This window comes from Streptomyces sp. NPDC005808 (assembly GCF_042871385.1).
Lineage (GTDB): Bacteria > Actinomycetota > Actinomycetes > Streptomycetales > Streptomycetaceae > Streptomyces.
This window is the reverse complement of the sequence record NZ_JBIAIK010000001.1, coordinates 201127-221346: the sequence shown is the minus strand read 5'-3', so window position 1 is coordinate 221346 and position 20220 is coordinate 201127. Positions and strand designations below refer to the sequence as shown.

21 protein-coding genes are annotated in these 20220 nt (G+C 69.3%); 6 read left to right on the top strand and 15 right to left on the bottom strand.

Features of this window, described 5'->3' with window-relative positions:
• Window positions 1-140 precede the first annotated feature (140 nt).
• Both ACFYPC_RS01045 and ACFYPC_RS01040 read left to right on the top strand, forming a co-directional pair.
• Entirely contained in the window at window positions 141-398 is a 258-nt protein-coding gene (locus ACFYPC_RS01045; protein ID WP_388668657.1) for a WhiB family transcriptional regulator, read from the top strand.
• Between the two features lie 69 nt (window positions 399-467).
• The gene (locus tag ACFYPC_RS01040) at window positions 468-902 is read left to right on the top strand and encodes an ATP-binding protein (protein ID WP_388668654.1); all 435 of its coding nucleotides are present in this window, start codon (window positions 468-470) and stop codon (window positions 900-902) included.
• 32 nt (window positions 903-934) lie between these two features.
• Here ACFYPC_RS01040 and ACFYPC_RS01035 read toward each other — a convergent pair whose 3' ends face one another.
• The 4 genes from ACFYPC_RS01035 to ACFYPC_RS01020 all read right to left on the bottom strand — a co-directional run bounded on the left by ACFYPC_RS01035 (window position 935) and on the right by ACFYPC_RS01020 (window position 3704).
• A complete protein-coding gene (locus ACFYPC_RS01035) occupies window positions 935-1282 on the bottom strand; it encodes a PRC-barrel domain containing protein (RefSeq protein ID WP_388668651.1) in 348 nt (115 codons plus the stop codon).
• 119 nt (window positions 1283-1401) lie between these two features.
• Window positions 1402-1902: a DUF6328 family protein gene (locus ACFYPC_RS01030; protein ID WP_388668648.1), complete on the bottom strand. Its 501-nt coding sequence runs from the start codon at window positions 1900-1902 to the stop codon at window positions 1402-1404.
• A 119-nt stretch (window positions 1903-2021) separates the two neighbouring features.
• Window positions 2022-2885 (bottom strand): SigB/SigF/SigG family RNA polymerase sigma factor, encoded by an 864-nt coding sequence (locus tag ACFYPC_RS01025; RefSeq protein ID WP_388668645.1) that lies wholly within the window; start codon window positions 2883-2885, stop codon window positions 2022-2024.
• A gap of 366 nt (window positions 2886-3251) precedes the next feature.
• Entirely contained in the window at window positions 3252-3704 is a 453-nt protein-coding gene (locus ACFYPC_RS01020) for an ATP-binding protein (RefSeq protein WP_388668642.1), read from the bottom strand.
• Between the two features lie 393 nt (window positions 3705-4097).
• On the opposite strand from ACFYPC_RS01020, the gene ACFYPC_RS01015 reads away from it, so the two are divergent.
• Together ACFYPC_RS01015 and ACFYPC_RS01010 are read left to right on the top strand one after the other, a co-directional pair.
• Window positions 4098-4574 (top strand): Lrp/AsnC family transcriptional regulator, encoded by a 477-nt coding sequence (locus ACFYPC_RS01015; protein WP_388668639.1) that lies wholly within the window; start codon window positions 4098-4100, stop codon window positions 4572-4574.
• Window positions 4575-4621: 47 nt separating this feature from the next.
• A complete protein-coding gene (locus ACFYPC_RS01010) occupies window positions 4622-5317 on the top strand; it encodes an HAD family hydrolase (RefSeq protein WP_388668636.1) in 696 nt (231 codons plus the stop codon).
• A 25-nt stretch (window positions 5318-5342) separates the two neighbouring features.
• On the opposite strand, the gene ACFYPC_RS01005 is transcribed toward ACFYPC_RS01010, so the two are convergent.
• Genes ACFYPC_RS01005 through ACFYPC_RS00990 form a run of 4 tightly spaced genes read right to left on the bottom strand, consistent with a single transcriptional unit; the run spans window position 5343 to window position 10297 of the window.
• A complete protein-coding gene (locus ACFYPC_RS01005; RefSeq protein ID WP_388668633.1) occupies window positions 5343-6635 on the bottom strand; it encodes an XdhC family protein in 1293 nt (430 codons plus the stop codon).
• A complete protein-coding gene (locus tag ACFYPC_RS01000) occupies window positions 6628-8742 on the bottom strand; it encodes a xanthine dehydrogenase family protein molybdopterin-binding subunit (protein WP_388668630.1) in 2115 nt (704 codons plus the stop codon). Before ACFYPC_RS01000 ends, ACFYPC_RS01005 begins: the two co-directional genes overlap by 8 nt.
• Window positions 8739-9731, bottom strand: coding sequence for an FAD binding domain-containing protein (locus ACFYPC_RS00995; RefSeq protein ID WP_388668627.1), 993 nt, complete (start codon window positions 9729-9731; stop codon window positions 8739-8741). Before ACFYPC_RS00995 ends, ACFYPC_RS01000 begins: the two co-directional genes overlap by 4 nt.
• A complete protein-coding gene (locus ACFYPC_RS00990) occupies window positions 9728-10297 on the bottom strand; it encodes a (2Fe-2S)-binding protein (RefSeq protein ID WP_388668624.1) in 570 nt (189 codons plus the stop codon). The genes ACFYPC_RS00995 and ACFYPC_RS00990 overlap by 4 nt, the downstream gene beginning before the upstream one ends.
• A gap of 174 nt (window positions 10298-10471) precedes the next feature.
• Here ACFYPC_RS00990 and ACFYPC_RS00985 point away from each other — a divergent pair, with 174 nt between their 5' ends.
• Window positions 10472-11083 carry a TetR/AcrR family transcriptional regulator gene (locus ACFYPC_RS00985; protein ID WP_388668621.1) on the top strand — a complete coding sequence of 204 codons (612 nt, stop codon included), beginning with the start codon at window positions 10472-10474 and terminating at the stop codon, window positions 11081-11083.
• A gap of 42 nt (window positions 11084-11125) precedes the next feature.
• Here ACFYPC_RS00985 and ACFYPC_RS00980 read toward each other — a convergent pair whose 3' ends face one another.
• Window positions 11126-11758, bottom strand: a complete 633-nt coding sequence (locus tag ACFYPC_RS00980; protein WP_388668618.1) for a dihydrofolate reductase family protein — start codon at window positions 11756-11758, stop codon at window positions 11126-11128.
• 148 nt (window positions 11759-11906) lie between these two features.
• Entirely contained in the window at window positions 11907-13274 is a 1368-nt protein-coding gene (locus ACFYPC_RS00975) for an FAD-dependent oxidoreductase (RefSeq protein WP_388668615.1), read from the bottom strand.
• Between the two features lie 310 nt (window positions 13275-13584).
• Here ACFYPC_RS00975 and ACFYPC_RS00970 point away from each other — a divergent pair, with 310 nt between their 5' ends.
• Window positions 13585-14406 (top strand): DUF1684 domain-containing protein, encoded by an 822-nt coding sequence (locus ACFYPC_RS00970; RefSeq protein WP_388668612.1) that lies wholly within the window; start codon window positions 13585-13587, stop codon window positions 14404-14406.
• 88 nt (window positions 14407-14494) lie between these two features.
• On the opposite strand, the gene ACFYPC_RS00965 is transcribed toward ACFYPC_RS00970, so the two are convergent.
• From ACFYPC_RS00965 to ACFYPC_RS00945, 5 genes are all read right to left on the bottom strand, one after another.
• Window positions 14495-15226, bottom strand: coding sequence for a GntR family transcriptional regulator (locus ACFYPC_RS00965; RefSeq protein ID WP_388668609.1), 732 nt, complete (start codon window positions 15224-15226; stop codon window positions 14495-14497).
• A gap of 105 nt (window positions 15227-15331) precedes the next feature.
• On the bottom strand, window positions 15332-16933 hold the full coding sequence (locus ACFYPC_RS00960; RefSeq protein ID WP_388668606.1) for a sugar ABC transporter ATP-binding protein: 1602 nt from the start codon (window positions 16931-16933) through the stop codon (window positions 15332-15334).
• Window positions 16930-18009 carry an ABC transporter permease gene (locus ACFYPC_RS00955; RefSeq protein WP_388668603.1) on the bottom strand — a complete coding sequence of 360 codons (1080 nt, stop codon included), beginning with the start codon at window positions 18007-18009 and terminating at the stop codon, window positions 16930-16932. The genes ACFYPC_RS00960 and ACFYPC_RS00955 overlap by 4 nt, the downstream gene beginning before the upstream one ends.
• Window positions 18006-19079, bottom strand: a complete 1074-nt coding sequence (locus ACFYPC_RS00950; RefSeq protein ID WP_388668600.1) for an ABC transporter permease — start codon at window positions 19077-19079, stop codon at window positions 18006-18008. The genes ACFYPC_RS00955 and ACFYPC_RS00950 overlap by 4 nt, the downstream gene beginning before the upstream one ends.
• Window positions 19076-20164, bottom strand: a complete 1089-nt coding sequence (locus ACFYPC_RS00945; RefSeq protein WP_388668597.1) for a mandelate racemase/muconate lactonizing enzyme family protein — start codon at window positions 20162-20164, stop codon at window positions 19076-19078. The genes ACFYPC_RS00950 and ACFYPC_RS00945 overlap by 4 nt, the downstream gene beginning before the upstream one ends.
• Window positions 20165-20220 lie beyond the last annotated feature (56 nt).

Sequence of the window (20220 nt, the reverse complement as noted above, 5' to 3'; positions counted from 1 at the left end):
GGCAGCAGGACACCCGGCACACGCGTCGGCAGGACATTCGGGTCATCGGCGCATTTCTGTTTCACCTGTGCCATCACGGGTGACCCGAACACCGAAGGAAACCGCACCGATCCACACGACTGCGAGCGCAGGAGGCCCTCATGGACAACTGGCGCGAATCCGCGGCATGCCGCACCGTCGATCCCGATCTTTTCTTCCCCGTCGGAACCACAGGTCCCGCGATTCTGCAGATCAACGAGGCGAAGGCGGTCTGCCAGGGCTGCCCGGTACGCGACGAGTGCCTGGAATGGGCCCTCGAAACGGGCCAGAGCATCGGGGTCTGGGGTGGTACAAGTGAGGCTGAGCGGCGTTCACTGTGGCGGCGGGCGGCTCGGCGGTCCCGGGACACCGCGGCGTAGGCAGTCCCGGCGAGGGGGACGCGGCCCACGCCGGGGGAGAGCGTGGAGGAGCCCACACGGGAAGGCGAGATGGCAAGCGATCCGAGTGGGAAAAGGGAACCGTCGCAACAGGGGACCGAGACGCTCTCCAAGGTCTTCGCCGGCCAGTTGCGCAACGTGACCGATGCGCGCCTGACAGCGGAGAGCTATCTGACCTCGCTCGCCCAGGCGTCGCCGCCGAGCGCGGTCGAGCACTGGGACGACATCCTGCTGGTGGTCACCGAACTCGTCGCCAACTCGGTCCAGTACGCCCCAGGTCCTTTTGAACTCCATATGCGCCGCACCTTCGACGGCGTCCATGTGACCGTGCGGGACAGCAGCACCACCCGGCCCGCGCCCCGCCCGTTCCATCCGCGGCAGGGCGGTGGCGGAATCGGCTGGCACCTCATTCACACGCTGTGCGACCAGGTCAGCGTGGTGCTGCGGCCCGACGGCAAGGACGTGCACACCTTCTTGCCCTGGTGAGCGGCCGTTGCCAGGGGCGGACCGGGGGCGCCTCAGTGACCGGATCCGTAGTGGCCGCCCAGCTGGTCCCGGTAGGCGGGGTCGCCCAGGTGTTTGTCCTCGTCGAACTCGGGTGACGCCTTGATCTCGGCCTTGCTGAGGGACACATGGACCTGCCGGGCCTCGTGGTCGATGCCCACGATCGTGCCGGCGGGCAGCATGACCTTCCTGCCGAAGATCCACACACCGGTGTCGACCACGACGTACTGGGCGACGACTTCACCCGAGTGTTTGTCGACGGTTCCGATCTGGCCGTCCGTGGCCTCGACCGAGTAACCGGTCAGGTCGTCGTCGGGTGTGTGACCGCTGGTGGGCGCGTAGTTCCACAGGGACTCGTGCACGGGTACTCCAGGTGTCGGGGGTGGTGCCGGTGGCGCAGTGGTTCGGCCGGTCCGTGGTTCAGCCGGTCCGTGGTTCAGCCGCTGGTGTATCGGACGCCGGTGTATCGAACGTCGGCGGATCAGTCGCTGGTGTAGCGGTAGCGCACCCACATGGGCAGGACGAACCAGCAGAACAGGTACCAGGCGACGACCCCGGCGACGAGCCACGGCACATACGCGTCGTGCGTGGCCACCCGGAGGATCAGCAGCAACGACGCGGTCATGGTCGCGAGGAGCAGAACGAGCCCTACGAAGGTCAGCCGCGAAGCCCACCTCACCGCCTGCGGTTTGACGCGCCGCCCGGAGACGATCCGGTGAAGGGCCACGGGACCTATCAGCGCACCAGTGGCAGACGCGCCGAGGACGACCGTGACGATGTAGATGCCCTTGTCCAGCTGCGCCAGCTGCCCGTATCGCGGAGTGAAGACGACGGTGAGCAAGAAGCCGAACAGGATCTGCACGCCCGTCTGAGCCACCCGGATCTCCTGGACGAGCTCGTTCCATCTGCGGTCGGCTCCCTCTTCCTGGGTCTCATCGCGCCCACTCTTCCCGGTGGCTGCTTCGTTTTCCGAGACCGTCAACTTTCCTCCCTGTTCAGGTGTTTCGGTGTGTCGGTTCCAGTGGCTCGGTTCAGTCGCCGACGCGCTCCCGGCCGCTGTCAGTCGCTCATCGGGGACACCAGCGCGGTCTCGGTGACTGGTCAGGTGGTCTGCGTCGGTCCCTCAGGGGCTTGGCGGCGCGCCTCGTCGTCCAGCGCCTCGGCGCGTACGCGGGCACAGCTGTTGGTGATGAGCCGGGAAACGTGCATCTGGGAGATGCCCAGCTGGTCGGCGATGCGGTTCTGGGTCATGCCCTCGAAGAACCGCATGTACAGGATGGCGCGTTCACGCTCGGGCAGGCGGCTCAGCCCCCGCTTCGCGGCCTCGCGGTCCACTACGGTGTCGAAGGTGGAGTCGGCCGCGCCGAGCGTGTCGGCGAGGCTGTATCCGTCCTCGCCGGAGGACAGTTCGGCGTCCAGGGAGAGGGTGCTGAAGCTCTCCATCGCTTCCATCCCGTCACCGACCTCATCCTCCGAGAGACCGGCGTGAGCGGCGATCTCGGCGGTCGTGGGCTCGGGCGACCCGGGGAGCTGACTGAGTTCACGCCGAGCGACCCGCACCTTGTTCCTGAGTTCCTGCACACGCCGCGGAACCCGCAACGCCCACATGCGATCGCGGAAGTGGCGCTTGATCTCGCCGGTGATGGTGGGCACCGCGTAGCTCTCGAAGGCCCCGCGCACCGGGTCGAAACGGTCGACGGCCTTCACCAGACCCAGCGCCGCGACCTGCCGAAGGTCCTCGACCGACTCGCCCCGGTCACGGAAGCGGCCCGCGATGCGATAGGCCATCGGCAGCCACGACTGGACCAGTTCGTCGCGGATGAGGTCGCGTTCGGGCCCCTCACTCAGCTCCGCCAGCCGGGCGAAAGCCGAGGCGCAGTCCGGTGCGTCGTCGTACGGTCGTTTGGCGGCGGACCCGCTCGGAGCGGGGCCGGGGGAAAGGCGTGCGGATACGTCAGTGAGCATGCGAAATCGCTCCTCCACGGTGCTTTCTGGGTCTGACCGCGAGACGCGGTGCCGTCGGGCCCGACGAGGCGCCCGCACGGCATACCACTCCCGCCGGCGCGCCTCCGGTCCGAAGCACGAAATCCAGTTGCCCGGCATTCCTCCGGCCAAACGGGGGGGGGTCGCTTCTTTCGGCGATTCATGTCCATCGCTCGGCTCTTGTCCGAAAAGAACACGTGAGTGCGCGGGAAGAGCACGTGACAGCGCGGGCTCAATTCTCCTCGGTTTCGGACGCCAGGCATATGCACTGCGAGCCGGGGCATGCGGACCGGTCGCGAATATCCCCGGTGGAAGGACGGAAACGCGGCCGATACTCTCCGGAGAGCCTCAGGACGACGCGAGGGGCACCACAGCCGTGATGCGCTTTCCTCCGGTACCCAGATCCGAGACGACGACATCGCGCGCGAGACGGCAGACGATCGGCCAGCCATGGCCTCCCACCCGCAGGTCCACCGCCTCGTCGCCACCACGCACGACCAGCGGCAGTTGCTCGCTTCGATCACTTACCGACAGGAACACTTCGCGGCCGGCCAGCGTGACCTGGAAGTCCGTGACACCGCCCCCGTGCCGAATCGCGTTGGTCGTGAGCTCGGAGGCCACGAGCAAGGCGTCACTGACGGCGTCCTCGTCATCAGCGGTACCGCTGCGGAACCGCCCCTCGAGTGCGCGCCTGACCGCCTGGCGCGCCTCGGCGGGACTGCGCGGCCCGGAGCGCCGCTGCTCCGGGACAGTCACCGTGTCGGTGGAGAGCGTCCGGTTCGTCCGGTGTTCCGCGCACATCCTTCGCTCCTAAGTGTCGTGCTGTGACCTTTTCTTGTGATCCGTTCTCGTGATCCGTTCTCATGACGTGTTCTCAGGACGTGTGATGGCCCGTTGTCATGACGTGTTCTCATGACATGTACTCATGACGTGTTCTCATGACTTTTCTGGGGACCATGTACGTGTTTTTCTCATGGCCTGCTCGCATGAGACGGAATTCCGGTCGTACTTGAACTGATCTGTCGTGTCCTCGGCGGAGGATCCACCTCTACGGCTGACCCCGGAATGCCGCTCCAAACCCCGTCGACAGCGAGGACATGGGGGCATCCGGTACTGGCTCATCAGATTCGTCTCGAGCTGTGCCATTGGTACAGTCAGAAGCGATCACCCGAGGCGGCAGGAGGGCGAAGGACCATGGCTGTGGACGAGCTGGACACCCGTATTCTGCGGCTGCTGCTGGAGCAGCCACGCACCAGCGTGCGTGAGTACGCCCGTACCCTCGGCATCGCCCGCGGCACTTTGCAGGCCCGCCTCGACCGGCTGGAGCGGGACGGAGTGATCACCGGCACGAGCCCGACCCTGTCTCCCGCGGCGCTCGGTCACCCCGTGCTCGCCTTCGTGCACATCGAGGTCACGCAGGGCCATCTCGACGATGTGGGCGACGCGTTGGCCGCCGTACCGGAGATCATCGAGGCGTTCTCGATCACCGGCGGCGGTGATTTGCTGACTCGGGTCGTGGCGCGCGACAACGCGCACCTGGAGGATGTCATCCAGGCGCTGATCAGCCTGCCGGGCGTCGTGCGCACCCGCACGGAAGTGGCACTGCGCGAGCGCGTCCCGCAGCGGTTGCTGCCGCTGGTGGAGTCGATCGGCCGCGCCGCGAAGAGCTGACCCACCCAACACCGGCCGTCCACCGTACTGACGGCATCCTGGACCCCATGAGCACTCTCGGCAGCACCTCAGTCATCTTCGATCTCGACGGGACGCTCGTGGACAGCGAGCCGAACTACTTCGAGGCGGGTCGGCAGTCGCTCGCCGAGCTCGGCGTGACCGACTTCACCTGGTCCGACCACGAGAGTTACGTCGGTATCAGCGCCCGGGAGACACTCGCCCTCCTGAAGGAACGCTACGGCCTGGCGGTGCCGCTCGACACCCTGTTCGCCGAGACGAACCGTCGCTATCTGGAGCTGGCCCGCGCCTCCACCCGCGTGTACCCGGAGATGCGGAAGTTCGTGGAACTGCTGGCCGGGGACCGCGTTCCGATGGCCGTGGCCTCGGGTTCGTCACCGGAGGCGATCGACGCGATCCTGACCGGCACGGGCCTGTCCTCCTACCTGCCGACCGTCGTGTCGTCCGACGAGGTGGCGCACGGCAAGCCCGCACCCGACGTCTTCCTGGAGGCGGCGCGGCGCCTGGGAGCGTCCACGTCCGACTGCGTGGTCCTGGAGGACGCCGCTCCGGGCGCCGCAGCCGCGGACGCGGCCGGGATGCGCTGTATCGCCATCCCCTACGTCGCCGCTCAAGCCGACGACCCGCGGTTCGCCACGGCGGGGCTGCTGCTGCGCGGCGGCCAAGCCGAATTCACGGCACGGGCCGCGTACGACTGGCTCGCGAACTCGGCTCCGGCTTCCTGAACTTCCCGCGCCGACCGACACCGGGTCACGCCGCTTCCTCGGTGCGCGTCGGCGCACCGGCGTCCCTCCCGTCCACGTCGCGATGGATCGGCGTCCCCGATCCGGTCAGCGGTACGCCGGTCCCTCCCCGGCGAGCCGCGACGATCTCCGCAGCGATGGACAGGGCGGTCTCCTCGGGCGTAAGGGCGCCGAGATCTAGCCCGATCGGGGACCGAAGGCGGCCCAACTCAGCCTCGGTTAGCCCGGCTTCACGCAGTCGGCGGTCACGGTCCTGATGGGTGCGGCGCGAGCCCATCGCGCCGACGAACGCGACCGGCAGCCGCAGGGCCGTCTCCAGCAGCGGGATGTCGAACTTGGCGTCATGCGTGAGCACACACAGCACCGTGCGTCCGTCGGTCCCCGTGCTCCGGAGGTAGCGGTGGGGCCAGTCGACCACGATCTCGTCGGCCTCGGGGAAGCGGAGGCGGGTGGCGAAGACGGCACGGGCGTCACAAACCGTCACGTGGTAGCCGAGGAACTTGCCCGCCCGCACCAGCGCCGCGGCGAAGTCCACGGCACCGAACACGATCATGCGGGGCGGCGGCACCCTCGTCTCCACGAAAAGGGTCACTCCGCCCGGGCAGCGTGATCCGTCCTCCGAGATCTCGACCGTGCCCGTCCGACCGGCGTCCAGCATCGCTCGGATCTCCGCCAGCGCAGTCCGGTCCACAGCCGGGAGGTCGTCGGCACCTGCACGAGGGCCTTCGGGACGGCGGTCGTACGAGCCGTCCGGGCCACCTCCGTACGAGGCGCGCACGCCGCCCTCGCGCAGCCCGGCCGAGCCCAACTTCTCCAGGCCCCTCTCGTCCAAGCCCCCGAGCCCCCCGTCGTGCGACCCGTCGGCGTGGACCAACAGCGCGCCGCCGAGCAGCTCGGCCGGACCGCGGACCACCCGGGCCACGGCGACCGCCTCCTGGCGTGCCGCAGCCGACAGGGCCGCCGCGAACACCTTCCTGTCGGGCGCGTCCGCTCGCACCGGCGTGACCAGTACGTCGATGATCCCGCCGCAGGTGAGGCCCACCGCGAAGGCGTCCTCGTCGCTGTAGCCGAACCGTTCGAGCACCGGGTGGCCGTCCTGGAGGGCCTGGACGCACAGCTCGTACACCGCCCCTTCGACGCAGCCACCGGAGACCGAGCCGATGACCGTGCCGTGGCCGTCGACGGCGAGGGCGGCGCCGGGACCGCGTGGCGCGCTACCGCCGACGGACACCACGGTGGCGACAGCGAAGTCCCGGCCCTCCTCGGCCCACCGGTTCAACTCGTCGGCGAGGTCAAGCATGTCCGCCCGCAGTCGCCATCAGCACGCGGTCGGGCCTGATCGGCAGGTTCCGGTGGCGTACGCCGGTCGCGTGCCAGACCGCGTTGGCGATCGCCGCGGCGGCGCCCACGACCCCGATCTCACCGATGCCCTTGATTCCGACGGGGTCCTCGGGGTCCGGGTCGTCCACCCAGTCCGCCTCGATGGGCGGAATGTCGGCGTGCGCGGCGAAGTGGTAGCCCGCGAGGTCGGCGCCGACATGGCCGCCGGACGCCTGGTCCCTGACCGCTTCCTCGTGCAAGGCCATGGACAGCCCCCAGACCATTCCGCCGATGAACTGGCCGCGTGCGGTCAGCGGGTTGATGATCCGGCCCGCGGCGAAGATGCCGAGCATCCGCCGTACGCGCACTTCACCGCTGGTGACATCCACGGCGACTTCGGCGAACTGCGCCCCGAACGCGTTCCTTTCCTTCTTCGACAGGGCGCGGACCGCCTCGGAGGTGTCCGACCGTGCGGTGATCCCCTCGGGTGGAATGCCACCGCCCAGGGCCAGTTGGGCACGCAGCTCGCGGGACGCGACGGCGATCGCCCAGGACCAGGAGCGGGTTCCCATCGAGCCGCCGGCGATGATCGCGGGACCGAAATCGCTGTCGGCTATCCGTACCCGCACCCGTGCCGGTTCCACCTCCAGGGCGTCCGCGGCGATCTGCGTCAGCGCGGTGCGCGCCCCCGTCCCGATGTCCACCGCGGTGATCCGCACGGTGAAGGTGCCGTCCGCCTCCGCCGTCACGGCCGCCGTCGACGGTGCGGAGAGCGTCGGAAACGCGGCCGCCGCCATCCCGGTACCGAGCAGCCAGCGCCCTTCGCGGCGGATGCCGGGGCGTGGGTCGCGGTCCGCCCAGCCGAACCGCCGAGCGCCCTCCCGGTAGCAGGCGAGGACGTTGCGGCTGCTGAACGGCAGCCCGGAGACGGGCCCCACGTCGGGTTCGTTGCGTACGCGCAGCTCGATCGGGTCGATGCCGCACTTCTCGGCGAGTTCGTCGAGCGCGGATTCCACCGCGAACGAGCCCGGTGCCTCGCCCGGCGCGCGCATCCAGCTCGGCGTCGGCACGTCGAGCCGTACGACACGGTTCACTGTGTGATGGGCGTCGGCGTCATACATCGCATGCCCGAAGTTGGCGCTGTTCTCGACGAATTCACGGACGGTCGAGGTCAGACACTCCGCCTGGTGGTCGAACGCGCGGAGCCGCCCGTCGGCGTCGGCCCCCAGCCTGACGCGCTGCGCGGTGGGGCTGCGGTAGCCGACCAGCGAGAACATCTGAGGGCGGGTCAGCACGACCCGGACCGGGCGGTGCAGGACGGTTGCCGCCATCACGGCGAGGACCGAGTGCGGACGGGTCCCCTTGGCTCCGAAGGCGCCGCCGACGTGTTCGGACCGCACCCGCACCGAGTCCCGGTCGAGCGAGAACAGCTTTGCGAGCTCGTCCGCCACGAACGCGCTGCCCTGGTTGGAGTCGACAACTTCGAGCCGGCCGTTGTCCCAGCGCGCCGTCGCCGCGTGCGGCTCCATGGGGCTGTGGTGTTCCTCCGGCGTCGTGTACTCGGCGTCCAGGACGACGGCGGACGCGGCGAGTTCGGACTCCAGATCCCCTTTCGCCGTCTCCGAGTCGTCCGGTGTGTACGTCCCCGGTCGCCCGGCGAAGAACGCGACGTCGTGCGGCTCCTGGTCGTAGCGGACCACCAGCGCCTCGGCGGCCTCCCTCGCCTGCTCGGGCGTCTCGGCGACGACCAGGGCGACCGGCCAGCCGACGAAGGGAACGTGGTCGTGCTGGAAGAGCTGCAGAACAGGGTCGGGCTGCCCGAACCCGTTCACGTAGTTCGCGTCGAGGCGCGGGGCGTTTCCGTGGTGCAGGACTGTGAGGACTCCGGGCATCCCGAGGACGGAAGCGTCCTCCACGGAGCGGATCCGGCCGCGAGCCACGGTCGACAACACCAGCCAGCCGTGGGCGAGTTCGGCGTAGGGGATCTCTCCGGCGTAGCGGGCCGCTCCGGTGACCTTGGCCCTGCCCTCCACGCGGATGTGAGAGGTGCCGACGGCTCGGGGCGTCGTGCTCGTTTCCGTCGTCATCGGGTCGCCTCCTCGGTGAGTTCGGCCAGCACGGCCACCACGAGATTGCGGATCAACGTCACCTTGTATCCGTTGTGGGGCAGCGCTTCGGCGGCCGCCAGTTCGGCGTCGGCCGCGGCGGCGAACGCCTCGGCGCTCACCGGTCCCCCGGTCAGCACCCGTTCGGCCGCCGAGGCCCGCCACGGCCGGGACGCCACCGCCCCGAAGGCCAGCCGCACTTCACGTACGACATCACCCTGCACGTCGAGCGCGGCGGCGACCGAACCGATGGAGAAGGCGTACGAGGCGCGGTCGCGCACCTTGCGGTAGCGGGAGTTGGCGGCGACCCGCGCGGGCGGCAGGGTGACGCCGGTGATCAGCGCGCCGGGTGGCAGTGCCGTCTCCAGATGAGGGGTCTCACCCACGGGGAGGTAGAACTCCGCGAACGGCAACTCGCCCGGCCCGTACGCCGTTTCGTACGACACGACGGCGTCGAAGGCGGCGAGTGCGACCGCCATGTCCGAGGCATGGGTGGCCACGCAGTGTTCGGAGGCACCGAGAATGGCGTGGTTGCGGTGCTCGCCCTCGACGGCGGGGCAACCGCTGCCGGGGGCACGCTTGTTGCAGGGTTTCGACAGGTCGGTGAAGTAGCCGCAGCGGGTGCGCTGAAGCAGGTTCCCGCCGACCGTGGCCATATTGCGCAGCTGGCCGGAGGCGCCGGCCAGCACGGCCTGTGTCAACGCCGGGTAGTGGCGGCGTACTTCGGGGTGGGCGGCGAGGTCGCTGTTGGTGACCGTCGCGCCGATGCGCAGTCCGTCGTCCGGCGTGAACTCGATGCGGTCCAGGGGCAGTTCGCGTACGTCGACGAGCCGTCTGGGCCTCTCCACGCCGGCCTTCATCAGGTCGACCAGGTTGGTACCGCCGCCGAGGAAACGTGCCCCGGGATCGGCGTCGAGCAGGGCGACCGCGCCGGCGACGTCGAACGCGCGCTGATAGTCGAACTCCCTCATGCCGCTGCCCCTTCGGTCTGGCTGTCGCTCTCGGCCGCCTGGGCCTGCGCGGCCCGCTCGACCGCCCGTACGATCGACACATACGCGCCGCAGCGGCACAGGTTGCCGCTCATCCGCTCACGTATCTCCTCGGCGGTGAGCGGCGGAACCTCCGCGTCGGGCCGGACATCGGCGGTGACGGCGCTCGGCCAGCCCGCCGCGTGTTCCTCGATCACCGCAATGGCCGAACAGATCTGCCCCGGCGTGCAGTAGCCGCACTGGTAGCCGTCGAGATCGAGGAAGGCCTGCTGGACGGGGTGCAGCTGCTCACCGTCCGCCACTCCTTCGATGGTGGTGACCGCCCGCCCCTCGGCGGCGACCGCGAGCTGCAGGCAGGAGAGGACCCGGCGCCCGTCGAGCAGCACTGTGCAGGCGCCACACTGGCCCTGGTCGCAGCCCTTCTTGGTGCCGGTCAGGTCAAGGCGCTCGCGGAGCGCGTCGAGCAGGGTGGTGCGGTGGTCGACGGGCAGCGTGTGTTTCTCCCCGTTGATGTTCAGGGTGATGGCGCTCGACGTCGAGGGAGCCATGATCGGCCTTCTTTCGCATAGCACTGGAGGTGGGGGAGTCGGTGGCGGTGGAAATCAGTCGGCCATACTGGCCTGATCCGCCACTACAGTGGACTCTAAGCGGACAGCTGTCCGGTACTCCAGAACCTAACGGACAGCTGTCCGCTTAGCAAGACCCGGCCGGAAGGAGGACGCGTGCGGCCCGAGGAGAACACGAGCGACAAAGACACTCCCCTGCGTTCGGACGCGCAACGCAATCGCGAGCGCATCCTCGCGGTGGCGCTGACGGAGTTGACATGCGCGGCGGACGCCCCGCTGAGCGTGATCGCGAAGAAGGCCGGCGTCGGGCAGGGCACGTTCTACCGGAACTTCCCGAACCGCGAGGCACTCGTCCTCGAGGTCTACCGCTACGAGGTGCAGCAGGTCGCCGACACCGCGGCTCAGCTGCTGGAGACCCGCGCCCCCGACCAGGCCCTGCGGGAGTGGATGGACCGCCTCGCCCAGTACGCCATGGCCAAGGCCGGTCTGGCCGACGCGCTGCGCAAGACCGCAGGCCCGCCGCACGGCACCCTTTCCAAGGTGGGGTACGGCCCGGTGACCTCGGCCGTCACCCTGCTGCTGAAGGCGAACGAGGAGGCCGGCACCATCCGCCCGGGAGTGACCCCCGACGACTTCATTCTCGCCATCGCCGGACTCTGGCAGATCGATCCGCACGGAGAGTGGCAGCCGCGCGCCCGACGGCTGCTGGACCTGGTCATGGACGGCTTGCGGGCGGGCGCACCCGGGTCTCGACACGGCGGCGCATGAGCCTCGTCCGTCGGGGCGAACGAGCCGGTCAGGTGCGGCTGGTCAGCGACGGAGCAGCCTGGCGTGCGTGACGGCCGCCGAGCTGACCAGCTCCGCGACCCGGTAGCCGTCGACTCCGTCCCCCAGGTTGTCGAACAGGCGCTCACCCCTCCCGAGGAGATTCGGGAAGATGGCGAAGTGCATCTCGTCGATCAGGCCGGCGCGCAGATACTGCTGAACGGTGGCCGCCCCTCCGCCGATCCGCACGTCCTTGCCCGCCGCCGCCTCGAACGCCCGCTCCAAAACCCTCTCGACGGGCTCGTCGGTGAAGTGGAACGTGGTCCCGCCCTCCATCACCAGCGCGGGACGCAGGTGGTGCGTGTGCACGAACACGTCGTTGTGGTAGGGCGGGTTGTCGCCCCACCAGCCGCGCCAGGTCTCGTCCGGCCACGGTCCTCGCTGGGGCCCGAACATGTTGCGCCCCATGATGGTGGCCCCGATGTTCTCCTCACTGCGGGCGACGTGCTCGACATCGATCCCCGTCCTGCCCTCGGCCAGGTCGCCCAACGCGGCGAACATCCATGCGTGCATGTCCTCCCCGAAGCCCTCGCCGAGCGGATACTCCAGTCGCTGGTCGGGCCCGGCGGCGAAGCCGTCCAGCGAGATCGTGATGTTGTGTACGCGCAGCTTCGGCATGGCCGTACTCCTTGGGTTCGCCGTTTCCCGTTCTCACTCCTACGTCGAACAAGAAACACCCGGATCGACAGCCCCCGACGACGACTTGCGGATCAGGAGGATAAGTCGCGCTGGCACCGGCGCCCGGCAGGCACGGCGAGCCGGAGTCCTACGCGCCGCTGGCGTCCAGCATCTCCTCGCGCTCGACGATCTTCACGCGCTCGCGGCCCTGCGGTTCACCGAGCGACTTCTCCGCGGCGTCGAGGCGGTACCAGCCCTCCCATGTGGTGTAGCGGACGTTCCGCTCGGCCAGGAACGCGTCCACGGCCTCCGGGGCGGGTGCGACAGGGGTGTGCAGGCGGCCGTTGCCGTGGTCGTCGAGCAGGCTGGCCACCGTCTCGTTGGCGTCGCCCTTGGTGTGACCGATCAGACCGACCGGGCCGCGCCGGATCCAGCCGGTGACGTACGTCGACTGCATGTGCTCACCGGTCTCCTCGATCACCCGGCCGCCCTTGTCCGGAACCGTGCCGGAGTCGACGTCCCAGGGCAGCTTGGGCAGCTTGTCGGAGAGGTAACCGACGGCACGGTAGACGGCGCCGAGGTCCCAGTCCTTGAACTCGCCGGTGCCCTTGACGTTGCCGGTGCCGTCCAGCGCGGTGCGCTCGGTGCGCAGGCCGACCACCTTGCCGTCCTCGCCGAGGATCTCGGTGGGCGACTCGAAGAAGTGCAGGAAGAGCTTGTGCTGCCGGTTGCCGACGTCGCGGATGGCCCAGTTCTCCAGGGTCTTGGCGACCATGTCGGTCTGCTTCTCGCCGCGCCGGGCGGCGATCGAGCCCTCGTCGTAGTCGATGTCCTCGGGGTCGACGATGACCTCGATGTTCGGGGAGTGGTCCAGCTCCCGCAGCTCCATCGGGCTGAACTTCGCCTGCGCCGGGCCGCGACGGCCGAAGACGTGGACCTCAAGCGCCTTGTTGGCCTTGAGGCCGTCGTGGACGTTCGGCGGGATCTCGGTCGGCAGCAGCTCGTCCGCCGTCTTGGCCAGGATGCGGGCCACGTCGAGGGCGACATTGCCGACGCCGAGGACGGCGACCTTCTCGGCGTCGAGCGGCCAGGTCCGCGGCACGTCCGGGTGCCCGTCGTACCAGGAGACGAAGTCCGCCGCGCCGTACGAGCCGTCGAGGTCGATGCCGGGTATGGCGAGCGCCCGGTCCGCCGTCGCGCCCGTGGAGAAGATCACCGCGTCGTAGAAGGCACGCAGGTCGTCGAGGTTGATGTCGCCCGGGTAGTCGACGTTGCCGAAGAGGCGGACCTGGGGCTTGTCGAGGACCTGGTTCAGGGCCTTGACGATGCCCTTGATTCGCGGGTGGTCGGGGGCGACGCCGTAGCGGATCAGTCCGAAGGGGGCCGGCATCCGCTCGAAGAGGTCGATGGAGACACCGGGCTCGGTCGCCGCCACTGCGGACTTCAGCAGCGCGTCGGCAGCGTAGATCCCGGCGGGGCCGGCTCCGACAATGGCTACCCGCAGAGGGCGAGGCATGTTGAGGTTCCCTTCGAGCGACAAATGACGTACTCGCGGGAAGCCTAAACTAAGGCAAGCCTAAGTCAGTAGCCGGGTTCGATCTATGACCTCATAAGTCCGGCTTATGAGGCGACGGTCCTGAAAATCGCCCCGCCAGACCCCCAGAAACCCGAGGGACGCGGCCATCACCGACCCGGCTGGGTGATCGCGGCCCGACCCCTGCGGCAATGCGGAATCACCTACCGGGCTCCGCAGTTGCATTCAACAGATGAGTGCGGCGGACGGGCGGTGCGCCTGTCCGCCTCGGGCACCATACGAGGGAGCGGGAATGACGGTCCAAGATGTCGACCTGGTGAGCTTCGTACGGGAGTGGGAGCAGTGGCACCTCGCGAAGGAAGAAGTGCTCGCGGGTCCGCACGGGTTTCTCGCGATCACGAGTCTGCGCTGGCTGAGCGCGGAGCCGGCTCGGTTCGAGGACGCCCCGGGAGCCTGGTCGAGCACCGCCGACGGGGTGGTGGTCGAGCTGGACGAGGGTGAGGAACTGACCGTCGACGGCACGACGGTGCGCGGCCGGTACAGCTTCGGGGTCATCGCCGAACGGGCCGGCGTCCAGGCCGGCTGGGGTGACGCGGTGATCGAGGTCGCCAAACGCGGAGGCCACGACATCGTGCGGCCCCGCCACCCCGACAACACGCTGCGCACCGCCTTCACCCGGACCCCGGCGTACGCCCCCGACCCCCGCTGGGTCCGCACCGGGCGGTTCCTGCCCTTCTCCGAACCGCGCCCGGTGACCGTCGGCGCCGCCGTCGAGGGCCTGGAGCACGTCTACGACTCGCCCGGCCGGATCGAGTTCGAACTGGACGGCACGCCGTACCGGCTGACCGCGTTCAACGGCACGGTCCCGGGCAGCCTGATGGTGCTGTTCACGGACAAGACCTCAGGTGTGACCACGTACGCCGCGAACCGCTCCCTCCAGATCGCTCCCCCGGACGGCGAGGGCAGGGTGACCGTCGACTTCAACCGCGCCGGCAACCTCCCCTGCGCCTACACGGACCTGGCGACCTGCCCGCTCCCGCCTACGGAGAACCGGTTGCCGGTCGCTGTCGAGGCGGGCGAGAAGATCCCGCTGGAGCGCGGCGGACAGCTCTGACCTTGCTTCGGGCCGGGTCTTGCGGAGGGGGCGGCGACGGAACCGTTCGCCGCCCCCGGCCAAGCGCGGACACCCCGGTCCCGCCGGTTCAGCTGCCTTCGCGGAAGCAGATCAACTGGCGCTCGAGACTGCGCTCCAAGTGCTCCCGCATGGATTGCGCGGCTCGGTCGGCGTTGCGTCTCAGTACGGCACGCAGGATCCGGTCGTGTTCGGCGACCGTCGCCGGGCCCGCACCCGCGATGGCGCTGAGACGGAAGATGTGGAGGTGGGCGTGGAGGCGCTCGACGGCGTCCGCGAGCAGACCGCGCCCCGTGGCCCTGGCGAGCGCGTCGTGGAACTGCTGGTCGAGGGCGGCAAACCGGCCGTACACGGCGTAGCTCCCGCCCTCCTCCGGCTCGCCCCGCATCTCCTCCATGAGCGCTTCTATCCGGTCCAGTTGGGCTTCGGTGGCCCTCTCGGCCGCCAGCGCCGCGGCGTGCGGTTCCAGCAGCAGCCGCATTTCGAAGAGCTCCTGGATGCCCTCGACAGTGAGGAGTTCGGTGGCGCGATAGCCGGCGAGGGACCGCTTGGTGACCAGGCCGTCCGCCTCCAACCGGGCAAGGGCCTCGCGCACCGGCGTGGGTGACACCTCCAGGGTGCGGGCGAGCGCCTCGATGCCCACCCGGGCTCCCGGCTTGATCTGGTGGTCCATCACCATGGCCTTGATGGCTTCGTACACACTGTCCGCGAGAACCTGCCGCTGAGGCATGACCCGGGGCGGCGGGACGGCGCCGGCCGGAGCACTGTCCGGCACATGGGCGTCAGGCTCTTCCGACAGCATGTCCTGCCTCCCCCCTTGAACCTTTCCGACTGAACCTTTCCGACCAGGTAACGCCTGTGAATCATATAGGGATTCGCGTGTCACGGCCCGAGTCCCGCGTCGGGTTCACCTGTCCGCGGATGCTGCCTTGTCGGTGGACGCCTTGTCGGTGGACGCCTTGTCGCTGGGCTCCTTGTCCCTGGACTCCCCGTCCCTGGGCGCCTGTCCGTGGATGAGGCGGATGACCTGGCCGCTCATCCGCTCGTAGTCGTGTTCGTTGCTGATCTCTCCCCGGATCCGGTAGTCCGCCATGACGAGGATGCGGTCGGCCAGCGTCACCATCTCGCCGAGGTCACTGCTGATCAACAGGATGGGCAGACCGTCCCGGGCGAGTTCCCAGATGAGTTCGTGGAAGGCGTGCTTGGTGCGGACGTCGACGCCGACGGTCGGCTCGTCGACGACGAGCAACCGGGTGTCCGCCGCAAGCCACTTGGCGAGGCTCACCTTCTGCTGGTTGCCGCCGGACAGTTCACCGGCGTTCTGCTCCAGTGAGGCGATGCGGATGCCGAGGCGTTCCACGAGGTCTTCGGCGACGCTCCTTTCGCGCTTGTCGGAGACGTAGCCCAGGGCCTGCGCCAGCTTCTTCCACACGGTGACGGTGATGTTCCGCAGAATCGGCTGTTCGAGGAAGACGCCTTCCTCTTTGCGGTTCTCGGTGAGATAGCCGATTCCGTACTCGTGCAGTGCCTGCCGCGGGGAGGAGATCCTCGCCGGCTCGCCGTACACCCGGACCTCTCCGGCCGTGACGCGTTCGAGGCCGAGGACGGCCCGGACCAGTTCGCTGCGGCCGGCGCCGACGAGGCCGTACAGCCCGACGATCTCCCCGGGGCGCACCTGCAGAGCGATGTCGTTGTGGCCCGCGGCGGTGGCCACACCCGTGAGGGACAGGGCCGGATCCGCCTTCTGGTCCACCGTCCGCGGGGAGAGTGTGGAGGCCTCGTGGGTGCGGCCCACCATCAGGCTCACGATCTCGTCGTGAGTGTGCTCGGCGAGGGGAGCCGACCGCAGTACGGAGTGCCCGTCGCGCAGCACGGTGACGGTGTCGCAGACCGCGAACACCTCCTCCAGTTTGTGGCTGACGAAGACGACGCAGGTGCCCCGTACCGTCAGCCGCCGGATCACCTCGAAGAGCCTCTCCGCCTCCTGCGGCGAGAGGGACGCCGTCGGTTCGTCGAGCAGGAGTACCCGGCTGTCGGTGTGGAGCGCCTTGGCGATCTCGACCAACTGCTGCTGGGCGACCGAGAGTTCGCTGACGGGTGTGTGCGGGTCCAGGTCGAGCCCGACGTCCCGGAGACAGCGCTCCACCGGGTCGGTCATGGCCGCGCGGTCGATGAGGCCGCGGCGTGCCGGGGGCTTCAGGAGCGTGATGTTCTCCGCCACGGAGAAGGCGGGGATCAGATTGCGTTCCTGGTGCACCACACCGATTCCGGCGCGGGTGGCGTCCAGCGGGTTCCTCAGCTGAACCTCGCTGCCGCTCACCAGCAGACGGCCGCCGTCCGGAGGGTGCACCCCGGTCAGCACCTTGATCAAGGTCGACTTGCCGGCGCCGTTCTCGCCCAGCAGGGCGTGCACGGAACCGGCCGTGAGGCGCAGGGCCACCCGGTCCAGGGCGCGCACTCCGGGAAAGACCTTGACGATGTCCTCGCACTCCAGCAGTACGTCGTTCACTGGGCACCCCCGGTGCTCGGCAGGGTGGTGGCGGGCGCCGCCCGGTTGTCGGGGGGCCGTTGCCCGTTCTTGTGCGGACGTGCGGTGCTGACGTGTGCCTGGTGGAGGCGGCCGCCGACGACCGTGGCGAGCACGACGACGCCGATGAGGAAGTTGACCCAGCTCGGATCGAGCGAGAACTCGGCGCGTGCGGAGTCGATGAGCCGCATGACGAAGGCGGCCAGTACGGTACCGAGAATCGCCACCGACCCGCCGGTCAGGGCCACACCGCCGATGATCGGGGCCGCGAAGCTGGGGAGGAGCCAGTCGCCGCCGACGCTGCGATTGACCCCGGGCAGTGACGCGGTCGCGATCAGCGCGGCCACGCCGATCAGCAGGCCGGACAGAGTGTGCGCCAGGACGATCTGGCGGTCGGTGGAGATGCCGGAGAGCCGTGCGGCCAGCGGATTGCCGCCCGCCGCGAGGAGCCGCCGGCCCGCGATGCCCCGGTGCATGAACACGGCGAGGAGAGCGGCCACGACAAGCGCCGTCACGAGGACGAGCGGAATGTTCGCGGGGGCGGCCCTGCCCAGGTCGCGCAGGGTCGCGGAGTAGCCGTCGACGGTACGAGTGCCCGCCAGCCGGTACTGCGCCCCCAGCAGGATGGTCATGGTGCCGAGCGTGACGATGAATCCGTTGATCTGGGTGACCACGATGAACACACCGGTGACAGCTCCGATCGCGGTGGCCGTCAGCACACCGATCCCGACGGCGAGTCCGGCCGGCATACCGGCATCGGCCATGAGAACGCCCATGGCGCAGGCGGTGAATCCGCCCAGTGCGCCGACCGCGAGATTGAGCTGTCCGACGCACAGACAGACCATCTGCGCGAGCCCGATGAGGATGGGAGTCGCCAGGTACTGCAGGAACGTCCGGACCGAGTTGCCCTCGAAGAACGAACCGGACGACGCCACACCCAGGCCGATGTAGCCGGCCACCACGACGCAGAGCAGGGTCAGCGAGGTGGAGCGGGAGAAGCGGCGCAGCGAGGAGAGGGCTTCGGCCTTCCAGGGGCGGGCAGTTGCGGGCGCCGTCATGTCGAACGCACCACCTTTCGGTAGCTGACGATGTGGCGCACCCGGTCGGCCGAGAGGGCGAGGAGCAGCACACAGCCCAGGTAGATGTTGAGGCTCTCCAGCCCCACACCGAGCAGGTCGAGGCCCTTGCGGATGACGCCGACGAGCGAGGTGCCCAGCAGAGCGCCGATGACCGAGACGACGCCGCCGGTGAGCAGGGTGCCGCCGAGGACGGCTCCGAGGAACGACGGCAGCATGAAGTCGTCCCCGATGGACGCGCGGAAGGTCCCGGTGCTGACGGCGGCCATGAATCCGGCGAGCGCGGCCAGCAGACCCGACAGCATGTGTGCCGTGATGACGCGGCGGGCGGTGGGGATGCCCGACAGTTCCGCGGCGGCCGGGTTGGCGCCCGTGAGCAGGAGTTCCCTGCCGGTACGGGTGTAGCGGTAGAGGAAGCCGAGTCCGAGGACGGCCAGGACGGTGAACTGGGCCAGTTGCGGGATCGCCGGTGAGCCGCAGACGGGACCGACGCAGATGTCGGCGAGCGAGTACTGGCGCAGCTCCGTCATCCCGGACGGTGTGCTGGTGAAGGCGGCGTTCTCGGTGAGCGCGGAGTACAGCAGGGACACCAGCCCGAGGAGGGCGAAGTCCATGGCGAGCGTCACCACGAAGGAGCTCACGCCGGTGCGCGCGATGATCCATCCGCTCAGGGCGCCGATCAGGGCTCCCGCGAGCAGGCAGACCAACAGGCCCACGGACAGCGGCAGTCCGAAGCGGTCGTAGCCGAACCCGGCGAACAGCGCGCCGAACGAGGCCATACGGCCCACGGCCAGGTTCATGTGCCCGACGGACAGGACGACCATCTGGGCCAGTGCCACCACGGTCAGCGTCGAGATGTCGCGCAGCAGCGGGAAGAGGACGAGTCGTGCGTCGAAGAACGCCGGGCGAAGCAGGCCGAAGAGGACGACCAGCGCGACGACCAGTCCGAGCAGGCCCAGTTGCTGGGGGGCCAGGATGCGCCGCCGGGGCGTTCGGCGCTGTGGCACCGGTGGCCGGTCGATGTCCGCCGGAGGCGGCGAGGTGGTGGTCATGCCACCCTCCGGTCGTCGATCGCGTCGTGGTCCCAGTCGATGCCGATGCCCGGCTCGTCCGGCGCCACCGCCCGGCCGTCGCGCACGGTCAGTTCGGTGCGGGTGACGGCCCGCAGCTGCGGGATGTACTCGACATACAGGCCGTTGGGCACCGCCGCCGCGAGGCTCACGTGCAGTTCCATCAGGAAGTGCGGGCAGACCATGACGTTGTACGCCTCTGCCAGGTGGGCGACCTTCAGCCAGGGGGTGATGCCGCCGACGCGTGCCGCGTCGACCTGCACCACCGAGGCCGCTCCGGCCTCCAGGTACTGCCGGAACTGCCCCAGCGAGTAGAGGGTCTCCCCCACCGCGATCGGTACGTTGGTCGCGCGGGCCAGCTTCGCATGGCCGCTCACGTCGTCCGCCGGCATCGGTTCCTCGAACCAGAACGGTCCGTGGGGTTCGAGCGCCGAGGCCAGTCGCACGGCCGAGGACAGCGTCTGGGACTGGTTGGCGTCCGTCATGATGTGCAGCGCGGGCCCGACGGCCTCGCGGACCGCGCGCAGTCGTTCCACGTCCTCCGCGGGGTGCGGCTTGCCCACCTTGATCTTGACGCCGGCCCATCCGGCGTCGCGGGCCGCCAAGGCCGACTTGACCAGGTCCTCGGTGCTCAGATGCAGCCAGCCGCCTTCGGTGTCGTACAGCGGTATCTCCTGACGGTGGCCGCCCGCCAGCCGCCACAGCGGCTCGCCGGCCCGCTTGCATCTCAGGTCCCACAGAGCCGTGTCGACCGCGGCGAGGGCCAGCGAGGTGATGGCTCCGACAGCGGTCGCCCGCGTCCGGGCGAGCAGTAGCTGCCACAGGGCCTCGACGTTACGGGCGTCCTGACCGGGCAGAGCCGGCAGCAGATGGTCGTTCAGCAGGGCCAGCACGGAGGAGCCGCCGGTGCCGATGGTGTAGCTGTAGCCGATGCCTGCCAGTCCGTCGTCGGTGGCGAGGTCGACGAATATCGTCTCCTGCTTGATGAACGCCTGGACGGCGTCGGTGCGGTTCTGCTCCACGGCGATGTCGGCCAGCCTGGCCGTGGCGGTCGTGATGATGCTCATGGGGGTGTCCGGGTCTCCCTGGTCAACGGCCGTGGTCGGTGGCCGTGTCGGCGCGG